This window comes from Streptomyces sp. MA5143a, assembly GCF_900290235.1.
In the GTDB taxonomy this organism is placed as follows: domain Bacteria; phylum Actinomycetota; class Actinomycetes; order Streptomycetales; family Streptomycetaceae; genus Streptomyces.
Window position 1 is genome coordinate 13812 of the sequence record NZ_OLMK01000043.1, and the last position, 22240, is coordinate 36051.

A 22240-nucleotide genomic window follows, 5' to 3' on the forward strand; every position below is an offset into this window, starting at 1 on the left:
CGCGGCCGCGTGGCCGCCGGCCGCCGGTGGCCTCCCCGGAGAAAGGGAGGCCACCGGCGAAGGGAAGGTCAGACCACCGGCAGCGCCGGGCACTCGACGGTCGGTCCACGGGTCCGTCCATGGGTCCGTCCGGGACCGGCACACGCCGTGGTCCGCGTTCCCGCGTCAGCAGCCCGGCTTGATCCGGTCCACTCGCCGGCCGAACTCGTAGTCGGCCGACCAGTCGTTCGGCACGAACCTGCGCCACTGGCCCGGGCCCGGCGGCGGCGAGTCCTGGAAGCAGCCGTCGACCGTGGCGACGAACGAGGCGACCTTGTCGGCGAGCCCGTGGTCGCCGAGGAAGACGTTGCCCTCGTCCGGGCTCCAGTCGTAGCGGTCGCCCTGGAAGTGGGGCGCGCTCCACATGCAGACCTTGCCGCCCGGGCAGTGGGGGTAGGGCGCGGCCTGCGCGGCACCCGCGGACGAACCCGCCGTGGCCAGGGTGGTGATGGCCAGAGCCACGGAGGCCGCCATTGCCCCGATCATGTGCTTCCGCTTCTTCATGGGATTCCTCATTTCGCTTCGTCTCGATTCGTCGTCCGGTTCTCTGTGCGGGACCTGACGCACCGTTTGTAGCCGCTAATCTGTTGTTCGAGGCCGGTCGGCCGATGCTGAACAAACGGATGCCGAACAATCGGTGTGAGCTGGAGGAAAGGCGGGAGCGTGCCACGGGGGGAAAGTCCTCTGGACCCGGAGGGCGGTCCTCTGTTCGAATTCGCCGCGCGTTTACGGAAAGTGCGGGAACAGGCAGGCCGCCCCACCTACCGGGACCTCGCGCGGGCCACCCACTACGGCATCGCGACGCTGTCCTCGGCCGCGGCGGGACGTCAACTCCCCAGCCTGGCCGTCACCCTCGCCTACGTCCGGGCCTGCGGCGGTGACGAGCGGGAATGGAAACAGATCTGGCAGCGCACGGCTGACGCGTGTTCCGGAAGGGACGCGTCGGCCGAGGCCGGCGAGAAGAACGCGCAAAGGGGCGGCCCCAAGGCGCCCTATGTCGGTCTGGCCGCATTCGGGGAGGCGGACTCCGGCTATTTCTTCGGTCGTGAGAAGCTCACCGGCGCACTCGTCGAACACCTGAAGGAAAAACGGCTTCTCGTCCTGTTCGGAGCGTCGGGATCCGGTAAATCATCGGTACTGCGGGCGGGCGTACTCCCCGCCTTTCCGGATGTTCCCTCGCTGCTTCTCACCCCCGGCCCGCATCCGCTGGAGGAATGCGCCGTACGGCTGGCCGCGCGCGCCGGCGTGGATTCCGGCCCGGTGCACACCGACCTCACGGCCGAGCCGGGCACTCTGCACCGGATGGTGCGGCAGATCCTCGCCCAGCGACAGGAGGACGGCTCGGCGGACGGCTCGGCGGCGGACGAACTGCTGATCGTCGTGGACCAGTTCGAGGAAGTGTTCACCGTCTGCCGCGACGCGCGGGAACGGGAGCGGTTCGTCGCCGCGCTCCTGCACGCCGTACAGGTCCCCGACAGCCGCACACGGATCGCCGTCGCCGTACGGTCCGACTTCTACACCCACTGCACGCGACTGGCCGGTCTCGTCGACGCGCTGCCCCACGCCCACCATCCCGTCGGCCCGATGAACGCCGAGGAGTTGAGGGCGGCGATCGTCCAGCCCGCCACCCGCTCCCGGCTCACCGTCGAGAGCGCCCTGCTGACCACCCTCACGGCCGACGCCCACGGCCGGCCGGGCGCCCTGCCCCTGCTGTCGCACGCTCTGCTGGAGACCTGGAAGCGACGCCGGGGCAACGCCCTCACGCTGGCCGGCTACCACGCGGCCGGCGGCATCGAGGGCGCGCTCACCCAGACCGCCGAGAGGTTCCACGACGCCCTGAACGAGACCCGGCAGACGGCCGCGCGGCGGCTGTTCCTGCGCCTCGTCGCGCTGGGCGAGGGCACCGAGGACACCAAACGCCGGGTGCCGCTCCAGGAACTCGACAGTGGTCCGGACACCGCGTTCGTCCTCGAACAGGCGACCAGGGCCAGACTGCTGACCGCCGACGCCGGCCATGTGGAGATCGCCCACGAGGCGCTCATCCGCTGCTGGCCCCGGCTCGGCGTGTGGCTGGAGGAGGACCGCGGCCAGGAGCGCCTGCAACGCGCGCTCACCGAGGCCACCACCCTGTGGGAGTCCCTGGACCACGACCCCGACACCCTGTACCGCGGCGCGCGCCTCACCGCCGCGAAGGACCTGCCGCGCGGGGCACTGACCGCCCGTGAACGCGCCTTCCTCGAAGCCGGCGAGGCTGCCGAGCACCACGCGCGACAGCGCGACCGCCGCCGTCTGCGCCGCCTGCGTCGCCAGGTGGGGGCCCTGGTCGTCCTGCTGGTGTGCGCCGTGGCCGCCGCCGGTCTCGCCGTACGTGCCCAGAGCACCGTCGCCCGGCAGCGCAACGAGGCCGTCGCCCTGCGGGCCGCCGACGAGGCCGTACGGCTCAGCCCGCACCGTCCGTCCCTCGCCGTCCAAGTGGCGCTGGCCGCCTACCGGGAGGCCCCGCAGGTCCGCACACGCGACGGTCTGCTCAGCACACTGTCCGTCGCGTCGTCCGGCCCCAGATCGACCGGACCCACGTCGACCGGTCCCCGGTCAAGCGGTCCTGGATCGACCGGCCCTCGTTCGGCAGGCCCGCAAGCCGCCGGGCACTCGCCCCTCAAGGACACCCCCGTCGGGCACGCGCCCGCCGTGACGGCCGACGGCCGCACCCTGGCCATGGCCGACCGTACGCGGATCGACCTGTGGGACCTGAGGGATCCACGGCAGCCCCGCCGGCTCGGCACCACCGACACTGGTGGAGTCGCCCTGGGCACGATCCAGTTCACCTCGGACAGCGACACCCTGGTCGGGGTGGGCGGCGACCGTGTGCTCCGGCTGTGGGACGTGAGCGACCCGCGGAAACCGAGGCTGGTGTCGAAGCGGCCCACGGGACACACCGAGGCCGTGTACTCCGTCGCGGTGCGCGGCGACGGCGTGGCCGCGACCAGCAGCTACGACGACACCGTCCGCCTGTGGGACCTCTCCGACCCGGCACGCCCCCGCGCACTCGACACGCTCACCGGGCACGACGCCAATGTGAAGGCCGTCGCCTTCAGCCCCGACGGGAAGACCCTCGCCACGGGCTCCGACGACCGCGACGTCCGCGTCTGGGACGTGGCCGACCCCCACCACGCCACCACCGTCGCCGTCCTCGAAGGACACCGGCACTTCGTCGACGCCGTCGCCTACAGCCCGGACGGCCGCACCCTGCTGAGCGGCAGCGACGACCACACGGCGAAGCTCTGGGACATCGGCGACCTTCCCCGCCACCGTGAGCTGGGCGAGCTGGCGAGGCACGCCGACATCGTCACCGGCGTCGCCTTCGCCTCCCACGGCCGTACGGCGGCGACGGTCGGTGTGGACGGCACGGTGGACGTGTGGAACGTGACCGACCCCGAGCGCCCCACCCCCGTGGCCCACCTCACCAATCCCCGAGGGACGGTCAAGGAGGTGCGCCACCTCACGACGGACGACACGTTCCTCACGGTGACCGCCCACTACAGCGTGCAGATCTGGTACACCGACCTCGACCGGGCGCTCGCCGACGCCTGCGACTCCGCCCACGGCACCATCAGCCGCGCCCAGTGGGCCCGCCACTTCCCCCGCCTCGACTACGACCCGCCCTGCCCGCGCCGGGGGTGACGACGAAATCCTCCGCCACCATCCACTCCAACGCCACCTGGTGCGGATCCTCCCCGTCCACATCGACCCTCGCGTTGAGCTCGCGGGCCACGTCGTTGTTCAGTTTCGCCGTGACGGGAGCCAGGACGTCGGCGATCCGCGGCCACTTCCTCAGGGTCGCGGAGTTGATCTCGGGGGCCGCGTTGTAGTGCGGGAAGAACCGCCGGTCGTCCTCCATCACCGTGAGCCGCATCGACGCGATGCGCCCGTCGGTGGTGAAGACCTCCCCGTACACACAACTCCCCTTCGCCGCCTGCGTGTAGATGATCCCGGTGTCCATCTGTGTGATGTTCCCGGCGGGCAGGCTCATGCCGTACGCCTTCAGCAGCCCCGGCAGCCCGTCCGCGCGGTTGGCGAACTCGCCCTCCACGCACAGGGTGACGGCGTCGGGGTCCCGACCCGCGAGAACGGCCACCTCGGAGAGGTTCCTCGTGCGGTACCGGTCGGCGTTGGCGCGGTTGAGGGCGAGGGCGTACGTGTTGTCCAGGGCCGACGGCGGCAGCCAGGTCACCCCGTTGCTCAGGTCGGCGTCACGCACCGCCTCCCACTGCCGGCGAGCGTCGGCGATGGGGGCGCTGTTGCCCTGGTACGTGATCCAGGCGGTGCCCGTGTACTCGTACATGGCGTCCGCCTCCCCGCTCCTGACCGCCTCCCGGGCGCCGAAGGACCCCTGGACGCCGGTCCGGTCGAGCACCTCCGCGCCGGCCGCCTGGAAGGCGATGCCCATGATCGCGCCGAGGATCAGGTTCTCCGTGAAGTCCTTCGACGTCACGGTCAGCTCGGCGCCCTCCAGGGGCCGGCCCCGTCCGACGGAGCCCGGCCGCACCTCGTCCGTCATCGGGGAGCCGCTGGTCAGTCCGCACCCGGTGACGGCCAGCAGCCCGCAGAGCAGGACGGCCGTACGCGGTGCCGACCCGACCGGGCTCATGGGCCCTCCTCCAGGCCCCGCGGCCGCAGCAGCACCTCCGCGAGCGAGGCCAGCCAGTCCACCAGCAGGGCCAGCGCCACCGTGAGGATCGAGCCGAGGACCAGGACGGGCATGCGCTGGTTGGTGATGCCGGTGGTGATCAGTACGCCGAGGCCGCCGCCCCCGCCGAAGGCGGCGAGGGTGGCCGTGCCGACGTTCAGGACGAGGGCCGTGCGGACACCCGCGAGGATCAGCGGCACGGCCAGCGGGAGTTCGACACGGGTGAGCACCTCCGCCGGTGACATGCCGATGCCCCGGGCGGCTTCGAGGAGCGTCGGGTCGTTCGCCCTGAGACCGGCCATCGTGTTCGACAGGACCGGCAGGACGGCGTAGGCGATCATGCCGATCAGGGCCGCCGTCCGTCCGATGCCGAGCCAGATCACCAGCAGCGCCAGCAGACCGATCGCGGGGGTGGCCTGCCCCGCGTTGGCGACGGCCCGGACGAAGGGCGTCGCCGCGCGGAACCTCCGCCGGGTCAGCAGGACGCCCAGCGGAACCGCGATGACCAGCACGAAGAAGGTGGAGACGGCGGTCAGCGCGATGTGCTGCCGCAGGGCCAGCCACACCTGCCCGTTCGCCAGGGCGTTCGCGGAGATCGCGTCCAGCTCGGCGTGCCGGAACCAGAACCAGGTGCTGAGGAGGACGACCACGAGGAGGCTCGGCAGCAGGGTGAGCTTCCGCCAGGTGATCCTGAGGGGGCGGGCCTCGTAGGGGGGAGGGGCTTCGCCGCGCGACCCGTCCGGGGGCCCGGACGAGGGCTCGCACGAGTGGGGCGACTCGGGTGCGACGCCGGTGCCAGGGGCAGTGGACGTGGCGTCCGACTCCGGGGCCGTGTCCGGCGGCGCGCTCACCCCGCACTCCCCACGGCGTCACCCTCCGGTTCCTCGGGGGTGTCAGCCTCCGGGAGTTCGGTGGCCTCACCCCCTGCCGGACCCTCGGTGACCTCACCCGTCGGCCGGCCCGTGGCCACGGCCTGCGGCCGCCCCGCGGCGTCGGCATCCGCCCTCTCGGCGGCCTCGCCCTCCGGCCGCCCCGCCGTGCCGGACTTCCCGCTCTCCGCCCTGCCGCCCACCGCCTTCCCCGCCGTGACCCCCTCCGGTTCCCGCAGCGTGGGCCCGGTTCGGGTCGCCTCCAGTTCCCGCTGGTGCTCCCGCGCGTCCCTGCGGTCGGCGGCCAGCAGCCCGCGCACGGCGTCGAGTAAACCCTCCAGGTGGACGGCGCCCGCGTACACGCCGTTCCGGCCGGTGACCGCGGCCCGGCCCGCGCTGTCGGTCAGTACCGCCTCCAGGGCCTCCCGGAGCGTGGCGTCCCTGGTCACCGTCCCGTCGACCGGGGCCCCGGCCTCGGCGAGCGGCCCCTCGGGGTGCGTCAGGTCCTCGCGCCGCAGCCATCTGATGGGCCGTCCGCGCCGGTCCAGCAGCAGCATCTCGTCGGTGGCGCTCGCCCGCAGCCGGCCCCTGACCTGCTGGACCGGCTCCCCCTGATGTGCCGTCGGGCAGCCGGTGACGCCCACGTCCCTCAGGCGGGTGAGGTCGAGCCGCCTCAGGGCGGCGCCGGTGCCGACGAACCCGGAGACGAAGTCGTCGGCGGGGTGGGCGAGGATCGCCTCCGGGGTGTCGAACTGGGCGATCCGCGAACGCTCCCCGAGGACCGCGATCCGGTCGCCGAGCTTGATCGCCTCGTCGACGTCATGCGTGACGAACACGATGGTCTTGCGCAGCTCGCGCTGGAGCCGGAGCAGTTCGTCCTGGAGGTGCCCCCGGGTGATCGGGTCCACCGCGCCGAACGGCTCGTCCATCAACAGCACCGGCGGGTCGGCGGCCAGCGCCCGCGCCACGCCCACCCGCTGCTGCTGGCCCCCGGAGAGCCGGTGCGGATACCGGTCGCTGAACTCGCCGGGATCGAGCCCCACCAGCTCCAGCATCTCCGTGACCCGCGCCCTGACCCGGCGCCCGGACCAGCCGGCCAGACGCGGTACCAGGGCGATGTTCTGGGCGACCGTCATATGCGGGAAGAGACCGGACGACTGGATGGCGTAGCCGATCTCGCGGCGCAGCTTGACCGGATCAAGTCCGGTGACGTCCGCCCCGTTGATCCGGACGGATCCACTGGACGGCTCGATCAACCTGTTGATCATCTTGAGTGTCGTCGACTTGCCGCATCCCGAGGGCCCCACGAACACGACCGTCTCGCCGGCATGGACGCGCAGCGTGACGCCGTCGACGGACGGTCGAGGGTTGCCCGGATAGTGCTTGGTGAGGTCGACCAGCTCGATGGCCGCGCCGGTGTCAGCCACGGATCCCCCTCGGAATCGTCAGCCGCCCCAGCAGAACGTACCCGGCATCGAACAGCAGCGCGAGAACGACGATGCCGAGCGTGCCCGCGAGCACCTGGTTGAGCGCGTTGGCGCTGCCCAGGGAGGCGATCCCGCGGAAGATCTCGTTGCCGAGGCCCGGCCCGGAGGCGTGCGCGGCGATCGCGGCGATACCCATCAGCATCTGCGTGGCGACCCGGACGCCGGTGAGGATCGGCGGCCAGGCCAGCGGCAGCTCCACCCGCAGCAGGCGGCGCGCCCGGGACATGCCGATGCCCTTCGCCGCGTCGACCAGCGCCGGATCGACCCCGCGCAGCCCCACGATCGCGTTCCGCACGACCGGCAGCAGCCCGTACAGCGTCAGCGCGATCACCGTGGGGGCCACGCCCAGCCCCACCACCGGGACCAGCAGGCCGATCAGCGCGAGGGAGGGAACGGTGAGCACGGCCGAGGTCGTGGCGGTGGCGAGACCGGCGGCCCACTCCCGCCGGTAGGTGACGACGCCGATCGCCACCCCGGCGACCGTCGCCACGACCACGCATTGCAGGACGGCACTGGCGTGCTGGTACGCGTCGAACAGCAGCCGCTCGCGGTAGTCGCCCACGTAGTCCCAGAAACCCACCGCACGCACCCCCAGATCGGCTACGTCGTCGTCTCCCGGTCCTCCGCCGCCTGCTCCACCAGCGGGATGATCCGCAGCGGAACGGGGTTCTCCATGACGATCGCCGTGGCGGCCCGGACGATGCCATCAAAACCGACGACCCGGTCGATCACCCGCTGGAGATCGGCGTTCGAACGCGCCACCAGCCGGCACAGCATGTCGCCGCTGCCGGTCGTCGTGTGCAGCTCCAGCACCTCCGGCACGGTCGCCAAGTGCGCCCGTACGTCCGCGCCTTGACCCTGCCGGATCTGAAGCGTCGCGAACGCCGTCACCGGGTAGCCGAGCGCCGCCGGATCCACCTGGGGGCCGAAGCCGCGGATGACTCCATTCGACTGAAGGCGGTCCAGCCGCGCCTGCACCGTGCCCCGCGCGACCCCCAGCCGCCGCGACATCTCCAGCACCCCGATGCGCGGCTCGCGCGCCAGCAGCACGATCAGCCGCCCGTCCAGATGATCGATCGCCATGAGCCCTCCCGAGGTGAGCATCCTGTACAGAACCCGCCCGAGTATGGGGCTACGACTGTGCAGATTGTCCAGCCAGAACGCGAACTATTGCGCACCTTGCGGGAGCGGGGGGAGCCTGCGGCCATGGCAGCCACCTCTGCGCACACGCACCCCGTCCCTGACACCGCTCGGCAGGCCGACCCCTTCCCGGTCAAGGGAATGGACGCTGTGGTCTTCGCCGTGGGCAACGCCAAACAGGCCGCCCACTACTACTCCACCGCCTTCGGTATGCGGCTCGTCGCCTACTCCGGCCCCGAGACCGGCAACCGAGAGACGGCGAGCTACGTCCTGGAGAACGGCTCGGCCCGGTTCGTCCTCACCTCGGTCGTCAAGGCCACCACCACCTGGGGCCACTTCCTGGCCGAGCACGTCGCCGAGCACGGCGACGGCGTCATCGACCTCGCCATCGAGGTCCCCGACGCCCGCCGCGCCTACGAGTACGCCATCGAGCACGGCGCCCGCTCCGTCGCCGAGCCCTACGAGGTGAAGGACGAGCACGGCACGGTCGTCCTCGCCGCGATCGCCACGTACGGCACGACCCGGCACACCCTCGTCGAGCGCAGCGGCTACGACGGCCCGTACCTCCCCGGCTACGTCGCCGCCGACCCCATGGTCGAGCCGCCCGCCCAGCGCACGTTCCAGGCCATCGACCACTGCGTGGGCAACGTCGAACTCGGCCGGATGAACGAGTGGGTGGAGTTCTACAACCGGGTCATGGGCTTCACGAACATGAAGGAGTTCGTGGGCGACGACATCGCCACCGAGTACAGCGCGCTGATGTCGAAGGTGGTGGCGGACGGCACCCTCAAGGTCAAGTTCCCCATCAACGAGCCCGCCATCGCCAAGAAGAAGTCCCAGATCGACGAGTACCTGGAGTTCTACGGCGGCGCGGGCGTCCAGCACATCGCCCTCAACACGAACGACATCGTGCGGACGGTACGGACGATGCGGGCGGCCGGGGTGGAGTTCCTCAACACGCCGGACTCGTACTACGACACGCTCGGCGAGTGGGTCGGCGACACCCGGGTCCCCATCGAGACCCTGCGCGAACTGAAGATCCTCGCGGACCGGGACGAGGACGGGTACCTGCTGCAGATCTTCACGAAGCCGGTGCAGGACCGGCCGACGGTGTTCTTCGAGATCATCGAGCGGCACGGGTCGATGGGCTTCGGGAAGGGCAACTTCAAGGCGCTGTTCGAGGCGATCGAGAGGGAGCAGGAGAAGCGGGGCAATCTGTAGACCGGGCGCCCAATAGCTCGGGGGCGCGTGGTTCGTTGGCGGGTGCGGGTGCGGGTGCGGGTGCGGGTGCGGGTGCGGGTGCGGGTGCGGGTGCAGGGGCGCGGGGAACTGCGCGAGAAACCACGAACCACCCGCACCCGCCGACGCACCCACTCCCCCCGAGCCCTCACGCGGACCCACCCCCTTCCCCCAAGGGAAGAAACGGATTGATCCGCCGCGCCTCCTCCCCGTGCCGCCGCGCCGACGCAGTCAAGCCCAGCGCCCGCTCGATCTCCGCCCGGTGGTGCGCGTACACCGCCGACCGCACCTCACCGCCCCGCGCCGGATCCGTCGCCCGTCTCGCGTACTCCAGCGCCTCCTTGTGCGACCCGGCCCGGTGCAGCGCCCACCCCAGCGCGTCGGCGACCTTCAGTCCGGGCTGTCGCCGCCACTCCGCGCGCAGCACCCGCACCGCCTTCGCGGGATCGCCGTGGTCCGCCTCCAGCGCGCCGAGGACGAGCGCCTCGTTCACCCCGGCCGCGGCGGACCGCCGGACCAGCTTCCGCACCATCCCGTACTGCTGCGCCGCCGCCCCGACCCGCCCCAGCGACTCGTACAGCTCGCCCAGCTCCAGGGCCACCCGGGCCGACGGCCGCCGCGCGAGTGCCGCCCGGTACGCCCGTACCCCCTCGGCCGTCCTGCCCGTCGCCGCCAGCATCCGCCCGCGTCCGGCGAGCGCGTCCGCCGCGTCCGGGTCGGCCCGGGTCGCCGCCGTGAAGTAGCGGGACGCCTCGGCCGGCTCCCCCCGCTCCCAGGCCAGCTCCCCGGCCCGGACGCACAGCGCCGCCTCCTCGGCCGGCGTTCCCGCGGCCGCCGCCGCGTCCGCGAGCGTGGCGGCCGCGTCCTCGCGCCGGCCCTGGTCCCAGTAGACGCGGGCGGCCCACGCCTGTGCCGCCGGACCGGAGCCGGCGTCGAGGAGCCGCTCCAGGGTGTCGCGCACGGCCCTGTAGCGGCCGAGCCCGTCGTACGCGTCGAGAAGCAGCGCGTACGACGTCCAGCGGTCCGGTGACTCCGCCACCGCCCGTTCGCCCCACCGCAGCGCCGCCGGGAAGTCGCGCCGGGTGTTCGCGAGCGCGGTCATGCCGTCGAGCGCGTCGGCGTTGCCCTGCGGGCGCAGCCGCAGCGAGGCGCGCAGGGCCTTCTCGGCCCTCGGGAGGTCCGAGACGCGGCCGGTCCGCCGCGCCCGCTCCACGTACGCCGCGCCCAGCACCGCCCACGCCGCGCTGTCCCGGGGCCGCGTCCGCACCCGCTTCTCCCGGTCGGCGACGAGCACCGCCACGTCGTCCGACCCGACCGAAACCCCGGCGGCCAGCACCCCCGCCCCCGCTCGGGCCCGCACCTCCGCCACCTCCGGCCCACGCGCCGGGGCGCCCGGCGCGCCCGGCACGCCCGCGACCCGCCCCGCACCGGCGTCGTCCCGCCCCGCCGCCCCGTCACCCCCGTCCGGCGCGACCACCCGCACCCCGCCCCCGAGCACGACACACCCCACGAGCACCCCGGCCACCGCCCGCCCCCGCCACCAGGGCGCCCCGCCGCGCCACCACGTCACCCGGCCGGCCCTCCCGTCCCGCCGCCGTGCCGCCCAGCGGGCGTCGCCGGCCCGCCACCGCGCGGCCCGGGCCGCCGTGTCGCCCCGCCAGCGCCCGGTACCGCCCTGCTCGCCGTTCCCCCGGCCGCCGTCCGCCCCCGGCGTCGCCGACTCCTCGTTCCTCACACCGCTCATGTCGATCACTGTGCGTCCCCGTGACGATCACATCCCGTACCCGGCGGCTCGCGGCGGCGGCCTTCACACCGATGGCCGTGAGTGCGAACCTGTGATCATGAGCCGTATCGAAGCCCCGCGCGACGAAGCGACCGGCAACCTCGTCGACCTGCTGCTCAGCGGCCTGCCGCCGGAGGCCGTGCTCACCGACCCGGACGTCACGGCGTCGTACGCGAACGACATGGCGAGTTTCTGCGAGGCCGGCGCCCCGGCGGTCGTGGTGCTGCCGCGGACGGTCGAGCAGGTGCAGCACGTGATGCGCACCGCCACCGAGCTGCGCGTCCCGGTGGTCCCGCAGGGCGCCCGTACGGGACTGTCGGGCGGGGCCAACGCCTCCGAGGGCTGCGTCGTGCTGTCCCTCACCAAGATGGACCGGATCCTCGAGGTCAACCCCGTGGACCGGATCGCGGTCGTCGAGCCGGGCGTCGTCAACGCCGCGCTCTCCCGCGCCGTCGGCGAACACGGACTCGCCTACCCGCCGGACCCCTCCAGCTGGGAGATGTGCACCATCGGCGGCAACATCGGCACGGCCTCCGGCGGCCTGTGCTGCGTCAAGTACGGGGTGACCGCCGAGTACGTCCTCGGCCTGGACGTCGTGCTGGCCGACGGGCGGCTGATGTCGACGGGCAGGCGCACCGCCAAGGGCGTCGCCGGGTACGACCTCACCCGGCTGTTCGTCGGCTCGGAGGGCTCGCTCGGCATCGTCGTCCGCGCGGTCCTCGCCCTCAGGCCGCGGCCGCCCCAGCAGCTGGTGCTGGCGGCGGAGTTCGCGTCGGCGGCCGCCGCGTGCGACGCGGTGTGCCGGATCATGGCCGGCGGGCACGTCCCCTCGCTGCTCGAACTGATGGACCGCACGACGGTGAAGGCCGTCAACGACCTCGGCAACATGGGCCTGCCGGAGACCACCGAGGCGCTGCTGCTCGCCGCCTTCGACACCCCCGACCCCACGGCCGACCTCGCGGCGGTGGCGGAGCTGTGCGAGGCCGCGGGCGCCACCCAGGTCGTCCCCGCGGACGACGCGGCCGAGTCCGAACTGCTGCTCCAGGCACGGCGGATGTCGCTGACCGCGCTGGAGGCCGTCAAGGGCACGACGATGATCGACGACGTGTGCGTGCCCCGCTCCCGGCTCGGCGACATGCTCGACGGCGTGGAACGCATCGCCGAGAAGTACGACCTGACCATCGGGGTCTGCGCGCACGCCGGCGACGGCAACACGCACCCCACCGTCTGCTTCGACGCGACAGACCCCGACGAGTCCCGGCGCGCCCGCGAGTCCTTCGACGAGATCATGGCCCTCGGCCTGGAGCTCGGCGGCACCATCACCGGCGAACACGGCGTGGGCATCCTGAAGAAGGAGTGGCTGGCGCGGGAGATCGGCCCGGTGGGCATGGAGATGCAGCGGGCGGTGAAGGCCGTCTTCGACCCGCTGGGCATCCTCAACCCGGGCAAGCTGTTCTGAGGCAGCCGCCTCACTGGGCGAGCAGTTCGGCCAGACCGTCGTCGATGCGCAGCATCTCGAACTCCGCGCCCGGCGGCACGATCCGCAGCGTGCGCTCCAGCCAGGCGGACACGGCGGCGGCCGGCGCCTCCAGGAGTGCGTCCCCGTCCGGCGCGCTGAGCGCCATCAGCACCACACCGCGGCCCGACACCTTCGCCGGCCACACTCTGACGTCCCCGCCCCCGCACGGCCGGAACACCCCCTCCACCAGCAGCTCCCGAGCGAACGTCCAGTGCACGGGCCGGTCGGAGTTGATGTGGAAGGTGATGTGGACGGCGTACGGGTCGTCGCTGCGGTAGCCCAGCTTGGCCGGTACGGGGATGCTCTGCTCGGGCGACAGGACGAGCCGCAGCTCCAACTCGCGTTCCACGACGGTGTGCCTCATGGTGGTGATTCCTCTCCGGTGCGGGGCCCGGATGCGGGCCCGTACGAGTGAGAGGGGAGCGGGGCCTCCTTCATTACGCGGGTCCGCGGAACTTTTTCCGACGAACGCGCCGACGACCGAGCCGAGGGGCGCGCGGGAGTCCCCGCGCGCGGGTCCGGCCCGTAGCAGATCCCGTGCTCGAAAGGGGCGGGTCCGGCGGCAGCGGTCATGGGGCTTGCCCCCGTCTGGTAGATGTGGATGCCCCCTCTTCCACCCCCGAGCAGATACGGGACGACGGACATGAGCGCCCCAACCCCGGCCCCCGGCGACGACAGGCCCCGCGAAGGGTATTACCCGGACCCCTCCATTCCTGGATATGTCCGGTACTGGAACGGTGCCGCCTGGGTGCCCGGTACGAGCCGTCCGGCGCCCACCGACGGCGAACCGCTCGCCCCGCCCTCCGGCTCCCCGGCCGTGGAGGAGACGGGCCCGCACTTCTTCGACGAGGACCCCGAGCCGGGCGGACCCGCCGGCCGTCCCTCCGCCGACTCCCTGCACGGCAACCGCCCCGAACCCGCCTCCGCGTGGGGCGCCGACCGCTCCCGGCAGACCGGCTTCGGCGGCGACAAGGACCGCCGCGTCTCCTGGGGTTCACCCCGGCCGGCCGGCCAGGGCCCCGACCCGCGGGTCCCGCTCGCGGCGGACGCGGGCGACCCGGCCGCCGAGTCGGGCCCCACGGCCAGCACGGACGGCACGGCGACGATCCCGCCGGCGGACGACGACACCGGCGTACCCGAGGGCACGGTGGTCTTCCGCCGCCCCACCACCGGCGCGGGCGGGGGAGCGGAGGCGTCACGGGCCGACGGCACCATGGTGTTCCGTACGAACTCCCCGGCCGTGGGACCACAGGGCGGGGGGCCACAGGCCGTGGGACCACAGGGCGCGGGCCCGGCCCCGGGTGTCTTCGGCGCGCCGCTGACCAGCGCGCAGGCCGCCGCCCAGCAGGCGTTGGGGCTCGGCCCGCAGGCGTCGTCCGCGACGGCACCGGCCGCACCGCCGGTCCCCGACCCGATCCCGACCGCCGTGCCCTCCGGACCGCAGCAGGGCCCGCAGGCCGCGCCCGCCCCGCAGTCGCCCTCAGCGTCTCCGGCCACCCCCCTCACCCCGACCGCCCCGTCCCCGCGGCAGCCGGAACAACCGGCGGTGGGCGGCTCCTTCGCGCAGACGCCGCAGGCCCCGCCGACCGGGCAGCCCGCCCCGGGCCTGCCCCAGCAGCCCACCGCTTCCCGGCAGTCGGCCGACACGCCCATGGCCGTCGGGTCCGGCGGTGGTCAGCCCTCATGGGCCCAGCAGGTGCACCGGCTGGCGGGCGGGGACGGCGAACAGCCGGTCGCCCCCTGGAAGCCGGTGGTGGAGGACCCGTTCCAGGCGGTCGCCCGACGGCAGGCGGAGGCCCGACCCGCCGCGCTCGGCCGACGCCTGGTGGCCCGCCTCGTGGACAGCGCGATCGTCGGTTCCGTCACCGCCGTGGCCGCCGTCCCGTTCGGCACCAAGGCGCTCGACCACATCGACGGGAAGATCGACGCGGCCAGGCTCTCCGGCGAGAAGGTCACGGTCTGGCTGCTCGACGGCACGACCTCGGTGTACCTGGGCATCATCCTGGGCGTCCTGTTCGTGGTGAGCGCCCTCTACGAGGTGCTGCCCACCGCCAAGTGGGGCCGCACCCTCGGCAAGAAGCTGCTGCGCCTGGAGGTCCGGGACATCGAGGGCCATGAGCCCCCGTCGTTCGGCGGGTCCCTGCGCCGCTGGCTCGCCCACACCGTCCCCGGTCTGCTCGGCATCGGTGTCGTCGGCGTCCTGTGGTGTGTGATCGACAAGCCGTGGCGCCAGTGCTGGCACGACAAGGCGGCCCACACCTTCGTCGCCGGCGAGTAGCCGTACTCCGTACGGCCCCGTGCCGGATGCGGAGCCGGGGGGTTCGCGGTCGACTCGGGCCATGAGCAGTGAACCGCCGCCCTTCGGCTCCGGTCGGTCCCCGGACGACGACCCGTTCAGGAAGCAGCCCCCGCCGGACCAGGGCGGCGGTACCCCGCACGGCACCCCGCCCGGAGGACCGCCGTACGGCAGCCGGCCGCCCCCGTACGGCAACGAACCGCCGCCCCACGGCGGTGGCGGACCCTACGGCGGCGACCCCTATGGCGGCGGTTCCTTCCCCAACGACCCGCTCCTCGGGATGCCGCCGCTCGCCGACAGCGGCAAGCGGGTGCTCGCCCGCCTCATGGACATGATCCTCGTGGGCATCGTCGTGGGGCTGCTGGCCTGGGCGTTCAGAGTCAGCCAGTACACCGTGGACACCAACGACATCGAGTTCAGCAAGTCGGTGGGGCAGGAAGTGCTGGCCGCGGTTCTCTACATCGCGTACGACACGTTCTTCACGGTCAGGAACGGCCAGACCCTCGGCAAGCGGGTGATGAAGCTCCGGGTGGCGAACCTCAGCGACGGCAACACGCCCTCGACGCAGACCTCGCTGCTGCGCGCGGCGGTGCTGTGGATCCCGTTCGCCTTCTGCTGCGCCTGCGTCTGGACGGCGATCGCGGGAGGCTGGAGCTTCTTCGACAAGCCGTTCAAGCAGGGTCTGCACGACAAGGCGGCCAAGACGGTGGTGGTCAGCACGGAGTGAGCGGACTCACACGCAGAACGGCGGGTCCGTGGAGCACGGGCCCGCCGTCACGTTTCTGCGCGGCGTCCCGGTGGGGCGCCGAAGAGGTTCAGGAAGCCGTCGGCCAGTGCACCGGTTCCCGCTCGCGGACCGGCTCGGGCGCCGGGCCCGCCGGAACGGTGGCCGGGGCCTTGACCCGGTTCCCGGCGGTGACGGTGGAGGCCCTCGCCGAGGCCGGCCTGGGCAGCGGCACGGTCAGGGAGACGAGCAGGCCCAGGGCGAGGGCGGAGAGGGCGATCACCGCGATCCCCACGCCGGAACTCGTCTGTGACAGCAGCAGCATGGCGAGGGTGGACAGGATCACGGTGCAGGAGCCGTAGGCGAGCTGTGCGGTCGTCGGACGAGGCATGGCAATCGTGTCCTCGGGTGGGGTCTCCCCGTGCCTCTCGCGCTGAGGGGAGGTTGCGGATACGAATCAAAGGTGAAGCAGTGCCGTCGGCTTGGCTTCCGCCGACGTCCGGCGCTCCGCCAATCGACTCTATTCGCCAGGGTGCCCGAGGGGAACGACGGGTAAGCGTGACCTGACCCACGGGCATGGGGGCACAGGGGGCGCACCGAGTCATGGAGTCCAGGAAGTGGACGTACGTGCGCGCCGGTTGGCGGCGTACATAACGTCCGCATAACGAACAAGCGCTTCCCGTAGACGGCATTAGCGCCTTGACCTGTGCAAGTCAAGATCTGTTTTTTCTCTCGAAACTCCAGTCGAATGTCGTCACTTGACTACACGCGTATACCGCCCGCGGACTTCCTCCACGACCAGGACATCCCCTCCGCGCGGACGGACGCGGGGGAGGACCTCAAGTGACCAGTAGACCCTGGACGTTCAGGGCGGCGGCCATCAGCGTCGCCATGGCGACGGCCGCGGCCACCTTCTCGACCTACGCTGTGGCGCAGGACGGGGACGGCAAGTCGGCAGCCGCCGCGAACCGCCACGACCCGGCGGACCACGCCGCGCACGGCGAGCACGACCTCGAAGGCCCCATGAGCAAGACTCAGGAGGCCCAGCGCGAGGAAGCTCTCAAGCAGGTCATATCCGGCGACGCCACGGTCAAGGACCGTGGTGGCTCAAAGGTCGTGAAGCTCAAGAGCAAGAAGGGCCAGAGCAAGTACGTCGAGCTCGGCCGCGAGAAGACCGACAAGATCTTCACGATCCTCGTCGAGTTCGGCGACCAGATCGACAGCCAGTACGGCGGCACTCCCGGCCCGCTGCACAACAAGATCGCCAAGCCGAACCGCAAGAAGGACAACTCCACGGCTTGGAAGGCGGACTACAACCGCAAGCACTTCCAGGACATGTACTTCGGCACCGGCAAGAACACCGAGTCGATGAAGAAGTACTACGAGAAGCAGTCCTCGGGCCGCTACTCGGTCGAAGGCACGGTCTCGGACTGGGTCAAGGTGCCCTACAACGAGGCCCGCTACGGCAACAACAAGTGCGGTCAGACGAACTGCACCAGTGTGTGGAACGTCGTCAGCGACGGTCTGACCTCCTGGGTCGCCCAGCAGAAGGCGGCCGGGCGCACCGACGCGCAGATCAAGGCCGAGGTCGCCAAGTACGACCAGTGGGACCGTTACGACTTCGACGCCGACGGCAACTTCAACGAGCCCGACGGCTACATCGACCACTTCCAGATCGTGCACGCCGGTGAGGACGAGTCCGCCGGCGGCGGCGCGCAGGGCACGGACGCCATCTGGGCGCACCGCTGGTACGCGTTCGGCACCGACGCCGGTGTGAGCGGCCCCGAGGGCAACAAGCTCGGTGGCGCCAAGATCGGTGACACGGGCATCTGGGTCGGCGACTACACCATCCAGCCGGAGAACGGCGGCCTCGGTGTCTTCGCCCACGAGTACGGCCACGACCTCGGTCTGCCGGACCACTACGACACCGCCGGCGGCGACAACTCCACGGGTTTCTGGACCCTGATGTCGTCCGGCTCCTGGCTCGGCACCGGCAAGAACGAGATCGGTGACCTGCCCGGTGACATGACCGCCTGGGACAAGCTCCAGCTGGGCTGGCTCAACTTCGACACCGCCAAGGCCGGCAAGCAGTCCACGCACAAGCTGGGCCTCGCCGCGTACAACACCTGGGACAAGCAGGCCCTCGTGGTCGAGCTGCCCAAGAAGAAGGTCACCACCGAGATCGTCGAGCCCGCCGAGGGCTCGGGCCAGTGGTGGAGCGGCAGCGGTGACAACCTCTCCAACACCCTGACCCGTTCCGTGGACCTCACGGGCAAGTCGTCGGGCGCGCTCACCCTCGACGGCTGGTACGACATCGAGGCCGAGTACGACTACCTCTACACCGAGGTGTCGACGGACGGCGGCGCCAACTGGACCGCGATCGACGGCACGGTGGACGGCGCGGCGATCCCGAAGGACGCCAGCGGCAAGTCGGCCCTGACCGGTTCCTCCGGCACGTACAAGAAGCTGTCGTACTCGCTGGACGCCTACGCGGGCAAGAAGTTCGACCTGCGCTTCCGCTACCAGACGGACGGCGGCGTCGCCCCCAAGGGCTTCGCGGCCGACCGCATCTCCGTGGTCGCCGACGGCAGCGCCCTGTTCACCGACAACGCGGAGAGCACGGACGCGGCCTGGACGACGAAGGGCTTCTCCCGCATCGGCTCGTCCATCACGGACGACTACGACCAGTACTACATCGCGGAGAACCGCCAGTACGTCTCGTACGACAAGACCCTCAAGGTCGGCCCGTACAACTTCGGCTTCTCGACCACGCGTCCGGACTGGGTGGAGCACTACCCGTACCAGAACGGTCTGCTGATCTGGAAGTGGGACACCTCGCAGGCGGACAACAACACCAGCACCCACCCGGGTGTCGGTCTGGTCCTCCCGATCGACTCCCACCCGAAGGCGCTCAAGTGGGCCGACGGGACGCTGATGCGCAACCGCATCCAGTCCTACGACTCGCCGTTCAGCCTGTACGGCACCGACGGCCTGAAGCTGCACAAGGCCGACGTGCTCACCAAGATCCCGTCGTCGAAGGGTGTGTCGACGTTCAACGACCACACCAACACCTACTACGACGAGACCAACCCGACGGGCGGTGTCAAGATCACTGACACCAACACCAAGATCAAGATCGTCAAGGAGGCCAAGGACGGCTCCACGATCTCGCTCCTGGTCGGCCCCGCGGTGAAGTAACCAGCATTTCCGCAGGTCAGACCATGTTCGGCCGCGACCCCCTTGGCGGGTCGCGGCCGGACGTGTTTAGGTGCGTGCTGTGGCCTTCTTATTGACACTGACGCGCACGGGGGTGTGACCTGCATGGCCGCAGGAGGTTTCTGCAAACTGCCGGACGGCAATGTCGTCGTCGCCCTGAACCTGCCGGCGCCGGCGCCCCGGGACCCCGTCCCGGCCGGTCCGACCACCCGGGTCGAGGCGCCCGCGCGGGCCCTGCCGACCCAGGCCGGGGGGCTCCCCGGGGTGTCCCCGGCGGACGACGGCTCGGTCCGGGTGCTGGTGCTGGCCGCGAACCGGGCCCGCGCCCTCACGCGGCTGCGCAACCTGGGGCTGCGCGCGATCTACCTCCGCGGCAACGCGGCGCCCCCGACACCGGACGAGATCACGGCGGTGCTGCACCACCCCGACGGGTTGATATGGCGCACGTCGGCGGTCTGCCCCACGTCCACGACCCCGGAACTCTGGCACCCCATCCGAGCCCTCCTGAGGAGGCCCCGAACTCACGCCTAGCGTGGTCAGACCACCGGCTTGCCCGTGAGTTCCACTCCCGCCTCGCGCAGCTCCCCCAGGGCGCGCTCCGTCGTCTCCTCGGCGACGCCCGCGGTCAGGTCCAGCAGGACCTGGGTGCGGAAGCCCGCTTTCGCGGCGTCCAGGGCGGTGGCGCGCACGCAGTGGTCCGTGGCGATGCCGACGACGTCGACCTCGTCGATGTCGCGGGCGCGCAGCCAGTCCGCCAGAAAGACGCCGTTCTCGTCGGCGCCCTCGAAACCGCTGTACGCGGCGGCGTACGCGCCCTTGTCGAAGACGGCGTCGACCGCGCCGGAGGCGATCGCGGGGGCGAAGTTCGGGTGGAAGCCGACGCCCTCGGTGCCGGCGACGCAGTGCGCGGGCCAGGAGTGGACGTAGTCCGGGTTGTCGGCGAAGTGACCGCCGGGAGCGATGTGGTGGTCACGGGTGGCCACCACATGCCGGTAGCCGGGGCCGGCCGCCTGGCCGATCAGCTCGGTGATGGCGGCGGCCACATCGGCACCGCCGGCCACCGCGAGGCTGCCCCCCTCGCAGAAGTCGTTCTGCACGTCAACGACGATCAAGGCGCGGCGCATGGTGTCGGTGTCCTTCGACTCTTCGACTCTGGGTCGGTATGGGGTGGGTTTCCTGACGCGGGGAGCGGGCTGGCCCGGCCGATCTGCGGGACTACGAACTTCCGAGCCTAGAGACTTCCGGAGGTGTTCGGGAGGGGGCGTCCGGCGCTCGCCCGAGGCGCGGACCGGGGCACAGGCCGAGCACGCGGGCGCTGACCGGCTCACACCAGGGCACATCGGGCGCCCCCGCACCCGTCCGCTCCCTGTGTGCGCCGGGAGCCCCCGCTCCCCGCATGCCCGCACCCCGATCCGCTCCCCGCGTGCGCCCGCGCATGCTCGCCCTCGCGTGGCCCGGCACGGACTCCCGGCGTGCGCCTGTCAGACGTACTCCGTGGGGAGGACCGGCTCCCCGCGCGACAGCTGGGTCGCGGACAGCGGCAGCCTCGCGCGGGCGGTCGCGTGGCGGTCCCGTACGACGTCGAGGGGCTCGCGGGCGAGGACCCGGCCCTCCCTGACCAGCGGGACCAGGAGCTGGTGCTCCTCCAGCTCCGCCGGGACGGGCCCGGTGCCAATGACCTCGGCCTCGGCGACCCCGTGCTCGTCCAGCCGTCGGGCCGCCCACTTGCGGCCCCCGACGGACGTCTTGCCGCCGGTGGACTTCTTCGCCACCGGCACCAGCGGCGCCGTGGGGTCGGCGGACTCCGCCCGCGCCACCAGCTTGTAGACCATGGAGGCGGTCGGATGCCCGGAGCCGGTCACCAGCTGGGTGCCCACCCCGTACGCGTCCACGGGCGCCGCCGCCAGCGAGGCGATCGCGTACTCGTCGAGGTCGGAGGTCACGATGATGCGGGTGCCCCTCGCCCCCAGCTCGTCCAGCTGCTGGCGCACCCGGTGGGCCACCAGCAGCAGGTCACCGGAGTCGATGCGGACCGCGCCCAGCTCGGGCCCGGCGACCTCCACGGCCGTCCGCACGGCCTCGGTGACGTCGTAGGTGTCGACGAGCAGCGTGGTGTCGCGGCCGAGGGAGTCCACCTGGGCCTGGAAGGCGTCCCGCTCGCGGTCGTGCAGCAGGGTGAAGGCGTGGGCGGAGGTGCCCACGGTCGGGATGCCGTAGCGGAAGCCCGCCGCCAGGTCGGAGGTGGAGGTGAAGCCGCCGACGTACGCGGCGCGCGAGGCGGCCACTGCGGCCAGCTCGTGCGTGCGCCGGGCGCCCATCTCGATCAGCGGGCGCTCCCCGGCGGCGCTGGACATCCGGGAGGCGGCGGCCGCGATCGCCGAGTCGTGGTTCAGGATGGAAAGGATCACGGTCTCCAGGAGCACGCACTCCGCGAAGGTGCCCTCGACCCGCATGATCGGCGAGCCGGGGAAGTACACCTCGCCCTCCTGGTAGCCCCAGACGTCGCCGCTGAAGCGGTAGCCCGCCAGCCAGTCGAGGGTCTCCGCGTTGACGACGGAGCGCTCGCGCAGGAAGCCGAGGACACCGGGGTCGAAGCGGAAGTTCTCCACCGCGTCCAGCACCCGGCCCGTTCCGGCCACCACGCCGTACCGCCGCCCCTCCGGCAGCCGCCGCGTGAAGACCTCGAACACCGACCGCCGCTCGGCCGTACCCGCCTTCAGGGCGGCCTGGAGCATCGTGAGTTCGTAGTGGTCCGTGAAGAGCGCGGTCGAGGGGACATCCACCGGCAAACCAAGGTCCGCTGTGTTCATGGCAGGGATCGTACCCCCATCTCGTCAATCTGACGATTTCTGGGTCCGATTTCTGTCGGACCCGCCCTCGGGCGGGTCCCCGTTTGTGCGGGGACCCCCCTGTGGTGGCAGCATGGGCCGTGTGACGGCAGCCGCACCCATGGAGATCGAGAAGACCGAATCGGCGGAGGAGGTCTTCGCCGTACCCGAGCCCGATGTGCCGTGGGTGACGATCGTCCACAACGACCCGGTGAACCTCATGAGCTATGTGACCTATGTCTTCCAGGCCTATTTCGGGTACTCGAAGGACAAGGCCACCAAGCTCATGCTCGACGTCCACCACAAGGGTCGCGCGGTCGTCTCCAGCGGAACACGCGAGGAGATGGAGCGCGACGTCCAGGCCATGCACGGCTACGGTCTGTGGGCCACGCTCCAGCAGGACCGGAAGTAAC

At 71.9% G+C, this 22240-nt stretch carries 19 protein-coding genes; 8 read left to right on the forward strand and 11 right to left on the reverse strand.

Annotated features, from left to right (window positions below):
- Positions 1-165: 165 nt before the first annotated feature.
- A complete protein-coding gene (locus SMA5143A_RS19980) occupies positions 166-543 on the reverse strand; it encodes a peptidase inhibitor family I36 protein (protein WP_181361940.1) in 378 nt (125 codons plus the stop codon).
- A 231-nt stretch (positions 544-774) separates the two neighbouring features.
- Here SMA5143A_RS19980 and SMA5143A_RS19985 point away from each other — a divergent pair, with 231 nt between their 5' ends.
- Positions 775-3720 carry an nSTAND1 domain-containing NTPase gene (locus tag SMA5143A_RS19985; RefSeq protein WP_107464270.1) on the forward strand — a complete coding sequence of 982 codons (2946 nt, stop codon included), beginning with the start codon at positions 775-777 and terminating at the stop codon, positions 3718-3720.
- On the opposite strand, the gene SMA5143A_RS19990 is transcribed toward SMA5143A_RS19985, so the two are convergent.
- From SMA5143A_RS19990 to SMA5143A_RS20010, 5 genes are read right to left on the reverse strand one after another with little or no spacing between them, the layout of a single operon-like run.
- The gene (locus SMA5143A_RS19990) at positions 3650-4687 is read right to left on the reverse strand and encodes a glycine betaine ABC transporter substrate-binding protein (protein ID WP_107464271.1); all 1038 of its coding nucleotides are present in this window, start codon (positions 4685-4687) and stop codon (positions 3650-3652) included. The two genes, SMA5143A_RS19985 and SMA5143A_RS19990, sit on opposite strands and share 71 nt — an antisense overlap.
- Complete coding sequence (locus SMA5143A_RS19995; RefSeq protein ID WP_107464272.1) at positions 4684-5577, reverse strand: ABC transporter permease; 894 nt, start codon at positions 5575-5577, stop codon at positions 4684-4686. Before SMA5143A_RS19995 ends, SMA5143A_RS19990 begins: the two co-directional genes overlap by 4 nt.
- A complete protein-coding gene (locus SMA5143A_RS20000; protein ID WP_107464273.1) occupies positions 5574-7022 on the reverse strand; it encodes an ABC transporter ATP-binding protein in 1449 nt (482 codons plus the stop codon). Before SMA5143A_RS20000 ends, SMA5143A_RS19995 begins: the two co-directional genes overlap by 4 nt.
- Entirely contained in the window at positions 7015-7662 is a 648-nt protein-coding gene (locus SMA5143A_RS20005) for an ABC transporter permease (RefSeq protein ID WP_107464427.1), read from the reverse strand. The genes SMA5143A_RS20000 and SMA5143A_RS20005 overlap by 8 nt, the downstream gene beginning before the upstream one ends.
- 20 nt (positions 7663-7682) lie before the next feature.
- Entirely contained in the window at positions 7683-8165 is a 483-nt protein-coding gene (locus SMA5143A_RS20010; RefSeq protein WP_055520818.1) for an Lrp/AsnC family transcriptional regulator, read from the reverse strand.
- Between the two features lie 123 nt (positions 8166-8288).
- Between SMA5143A_RS20010 and hppD the strand changes: the two genes are divergently transcribed.
- Positions 8289-9443: a 4-hydroxyphenylpyruvate dioxygenase gene (hppD, locus tag SMA5143A_RS20015; protein WP_107464274.1), complete on the forward strand. Its 1155-nt coding sequence runs from the start codon at positions 8289-8291 to the stop codon at positions 9441-9443.
- Between the two features lie 166 nt (positions 9444-9609).
- On the opposite strand, the gene SMA5143A_RS20025 is transcribed toward hppD, so the two are convergent.
- Positions 9610-11205: a tetratricopeptide repeat protein gene (locus SMA5143A_RS20025; protein ID WP_107464428.1), complete on the reverse strand. Its 1596-nt coding sequence runs from the start codon at positions 11203-11205 to the stop codon at positions 9610-9612.
- A gap of 91 nt (positions 11206-11296) precedes the next feature.
- Between SMA5143A_RS20025 and SMA5143A_RS20030 the strand changes: the two genes are divergently transcribed.
- Entirely contained in the window at positions 11297-12703 is a 1407-nt protein-coding gene (locus SMA5143A_RS20030) for an FAD-binding oxidoreductase (protein ID WP_107464275.1), read from the forward strand.
- Positions 12704-12713: 10 nt separating this feature from the next.
- On the opposite strand, the gene SMA5143A_RS20035 is transcribed toward SMA5143A_RS20030, so the two are convergent.
- Positions 12714-13127, reverse strand: a complete 414-nt coding sequence (locus SMA5143A_RS20035) for an SsgA family sporulation/cell division regulator (RefSeq protein ID WP_107464276.1) — start codon at positions 13125-13127, stop codon at positions 12714-12716.
- Positions 13128-13406: 279 nt separating this feature from the next.
- Here SMA5143A_RS20035 and SMA5143A_RS20040 point away from each other — a divergent pair, with 279 nt between their 5' ends.
- Complete coding sequence (locus SMA5143A_RS20040; protein WP_107464277.1) at positions 13407-15041, forward strand: RDD family protein; 1635 nt, start codon at positions 13407-13409, stop codon at positions 15039-15041.
- Between the two features lie 61 nt (positions 15042-15102).
- Positions 15103-15786 (forward strand): RDD family protein, encoded by a 684-nt coding sequence (locus SMA5143A_RS20045; protein WP_107464278.1) that lies wholly within the window; start codon positions 15103-15105, stop codon positions 15784-15786.
- Between the two features lie 88 nt (positions 15787-15874).
- Here SMA5143A_RS20045 and SMA5143A_RS20050 read toward each other — a convergent pair whose 3' ends face one another.
- The gene (locus tag SMA5143A_RS20050) at positions 15875-16174 is read right to left on the reverse strand and encodes a hypothetical protein (RefSeq protein ID WP_107464279.1); all 300 of its coding nucleotides are present in this window, start codon (positions 16172-16174) and stop codon (positions 15875-15877) included.
- Between the two features lie 452 nt (positions 16175-16626).
- On the opposite strand from SMA5143A_RS20050, the gene SMA5143A_RS20055 reads away from it, so the two are divergent.
- Positions 16627-18981 carry an immune inhibitor A domain-containing protein gene (locus SMA5143A_RS20055; RefSeq protein WP_107464280.1) on the forward strand — a complete coding sequence of 785 codons (2355 nt, stop codon included), beginning with the start codon at positions 16627-16629 and terminating at the stop codon, positions 18979-18981.
- Positions 18982-19104: 123 nt separating this feature from the next.
- A complete protein-coding gene (locus SMA5143A_RS20060; RefSeq protein ID WP_107464281.1) occupies positions 19105-19530 on the forward strand; it encodes a hypothetical protein in 426 nt (141 codons plus the stop codon).
- Positions 19531-19535: 5 nt separating this feature from the next.
- Here SMA5143A_RS20060 and SMA5143A_RS20065 read toward each other — a convergent pair whose 3' ends face one another.
- Positions 19536-20123, reverse strand: coding sequence for an isochorismatase family protein (locus SMA5143A_RS20065; protein WP_107464282.1), 588 nt, complete (start codon positions 20121-20123; stop codon positions 19536-19538).
- A gap of 357 nt (positions 20124-20480) precedes the next feature.
- Positions 20481-21809, reverse strand: a complete 1329-nt coding sequence (locus SMA5143A_RS20070; RefSeq protein WP_107464283.1) for a nicotinate phosphoribosyltransferase — start codon at positions 21807-21809, stop codon at positions 20481-20483.
- Between the two features lie 112 nt (positions 21810-21921).
- Between SMA5143A_RS20070 and clpS the strand changes: the two genes are divergently transcribed.
- Positions 21922-22239 (forward strand): ATP-dependent Clp protease adapter ClpS, encoded by a 318-nt coding sequence (gene clpS / locus SMA5143A_RS20075; protein ID WP_055520955.1) that lies wholly within the window; start codon positions 21922-21924, stop codon positions 22237-22239.
- Position 22240: the final 1 nt, after the last annotated feature.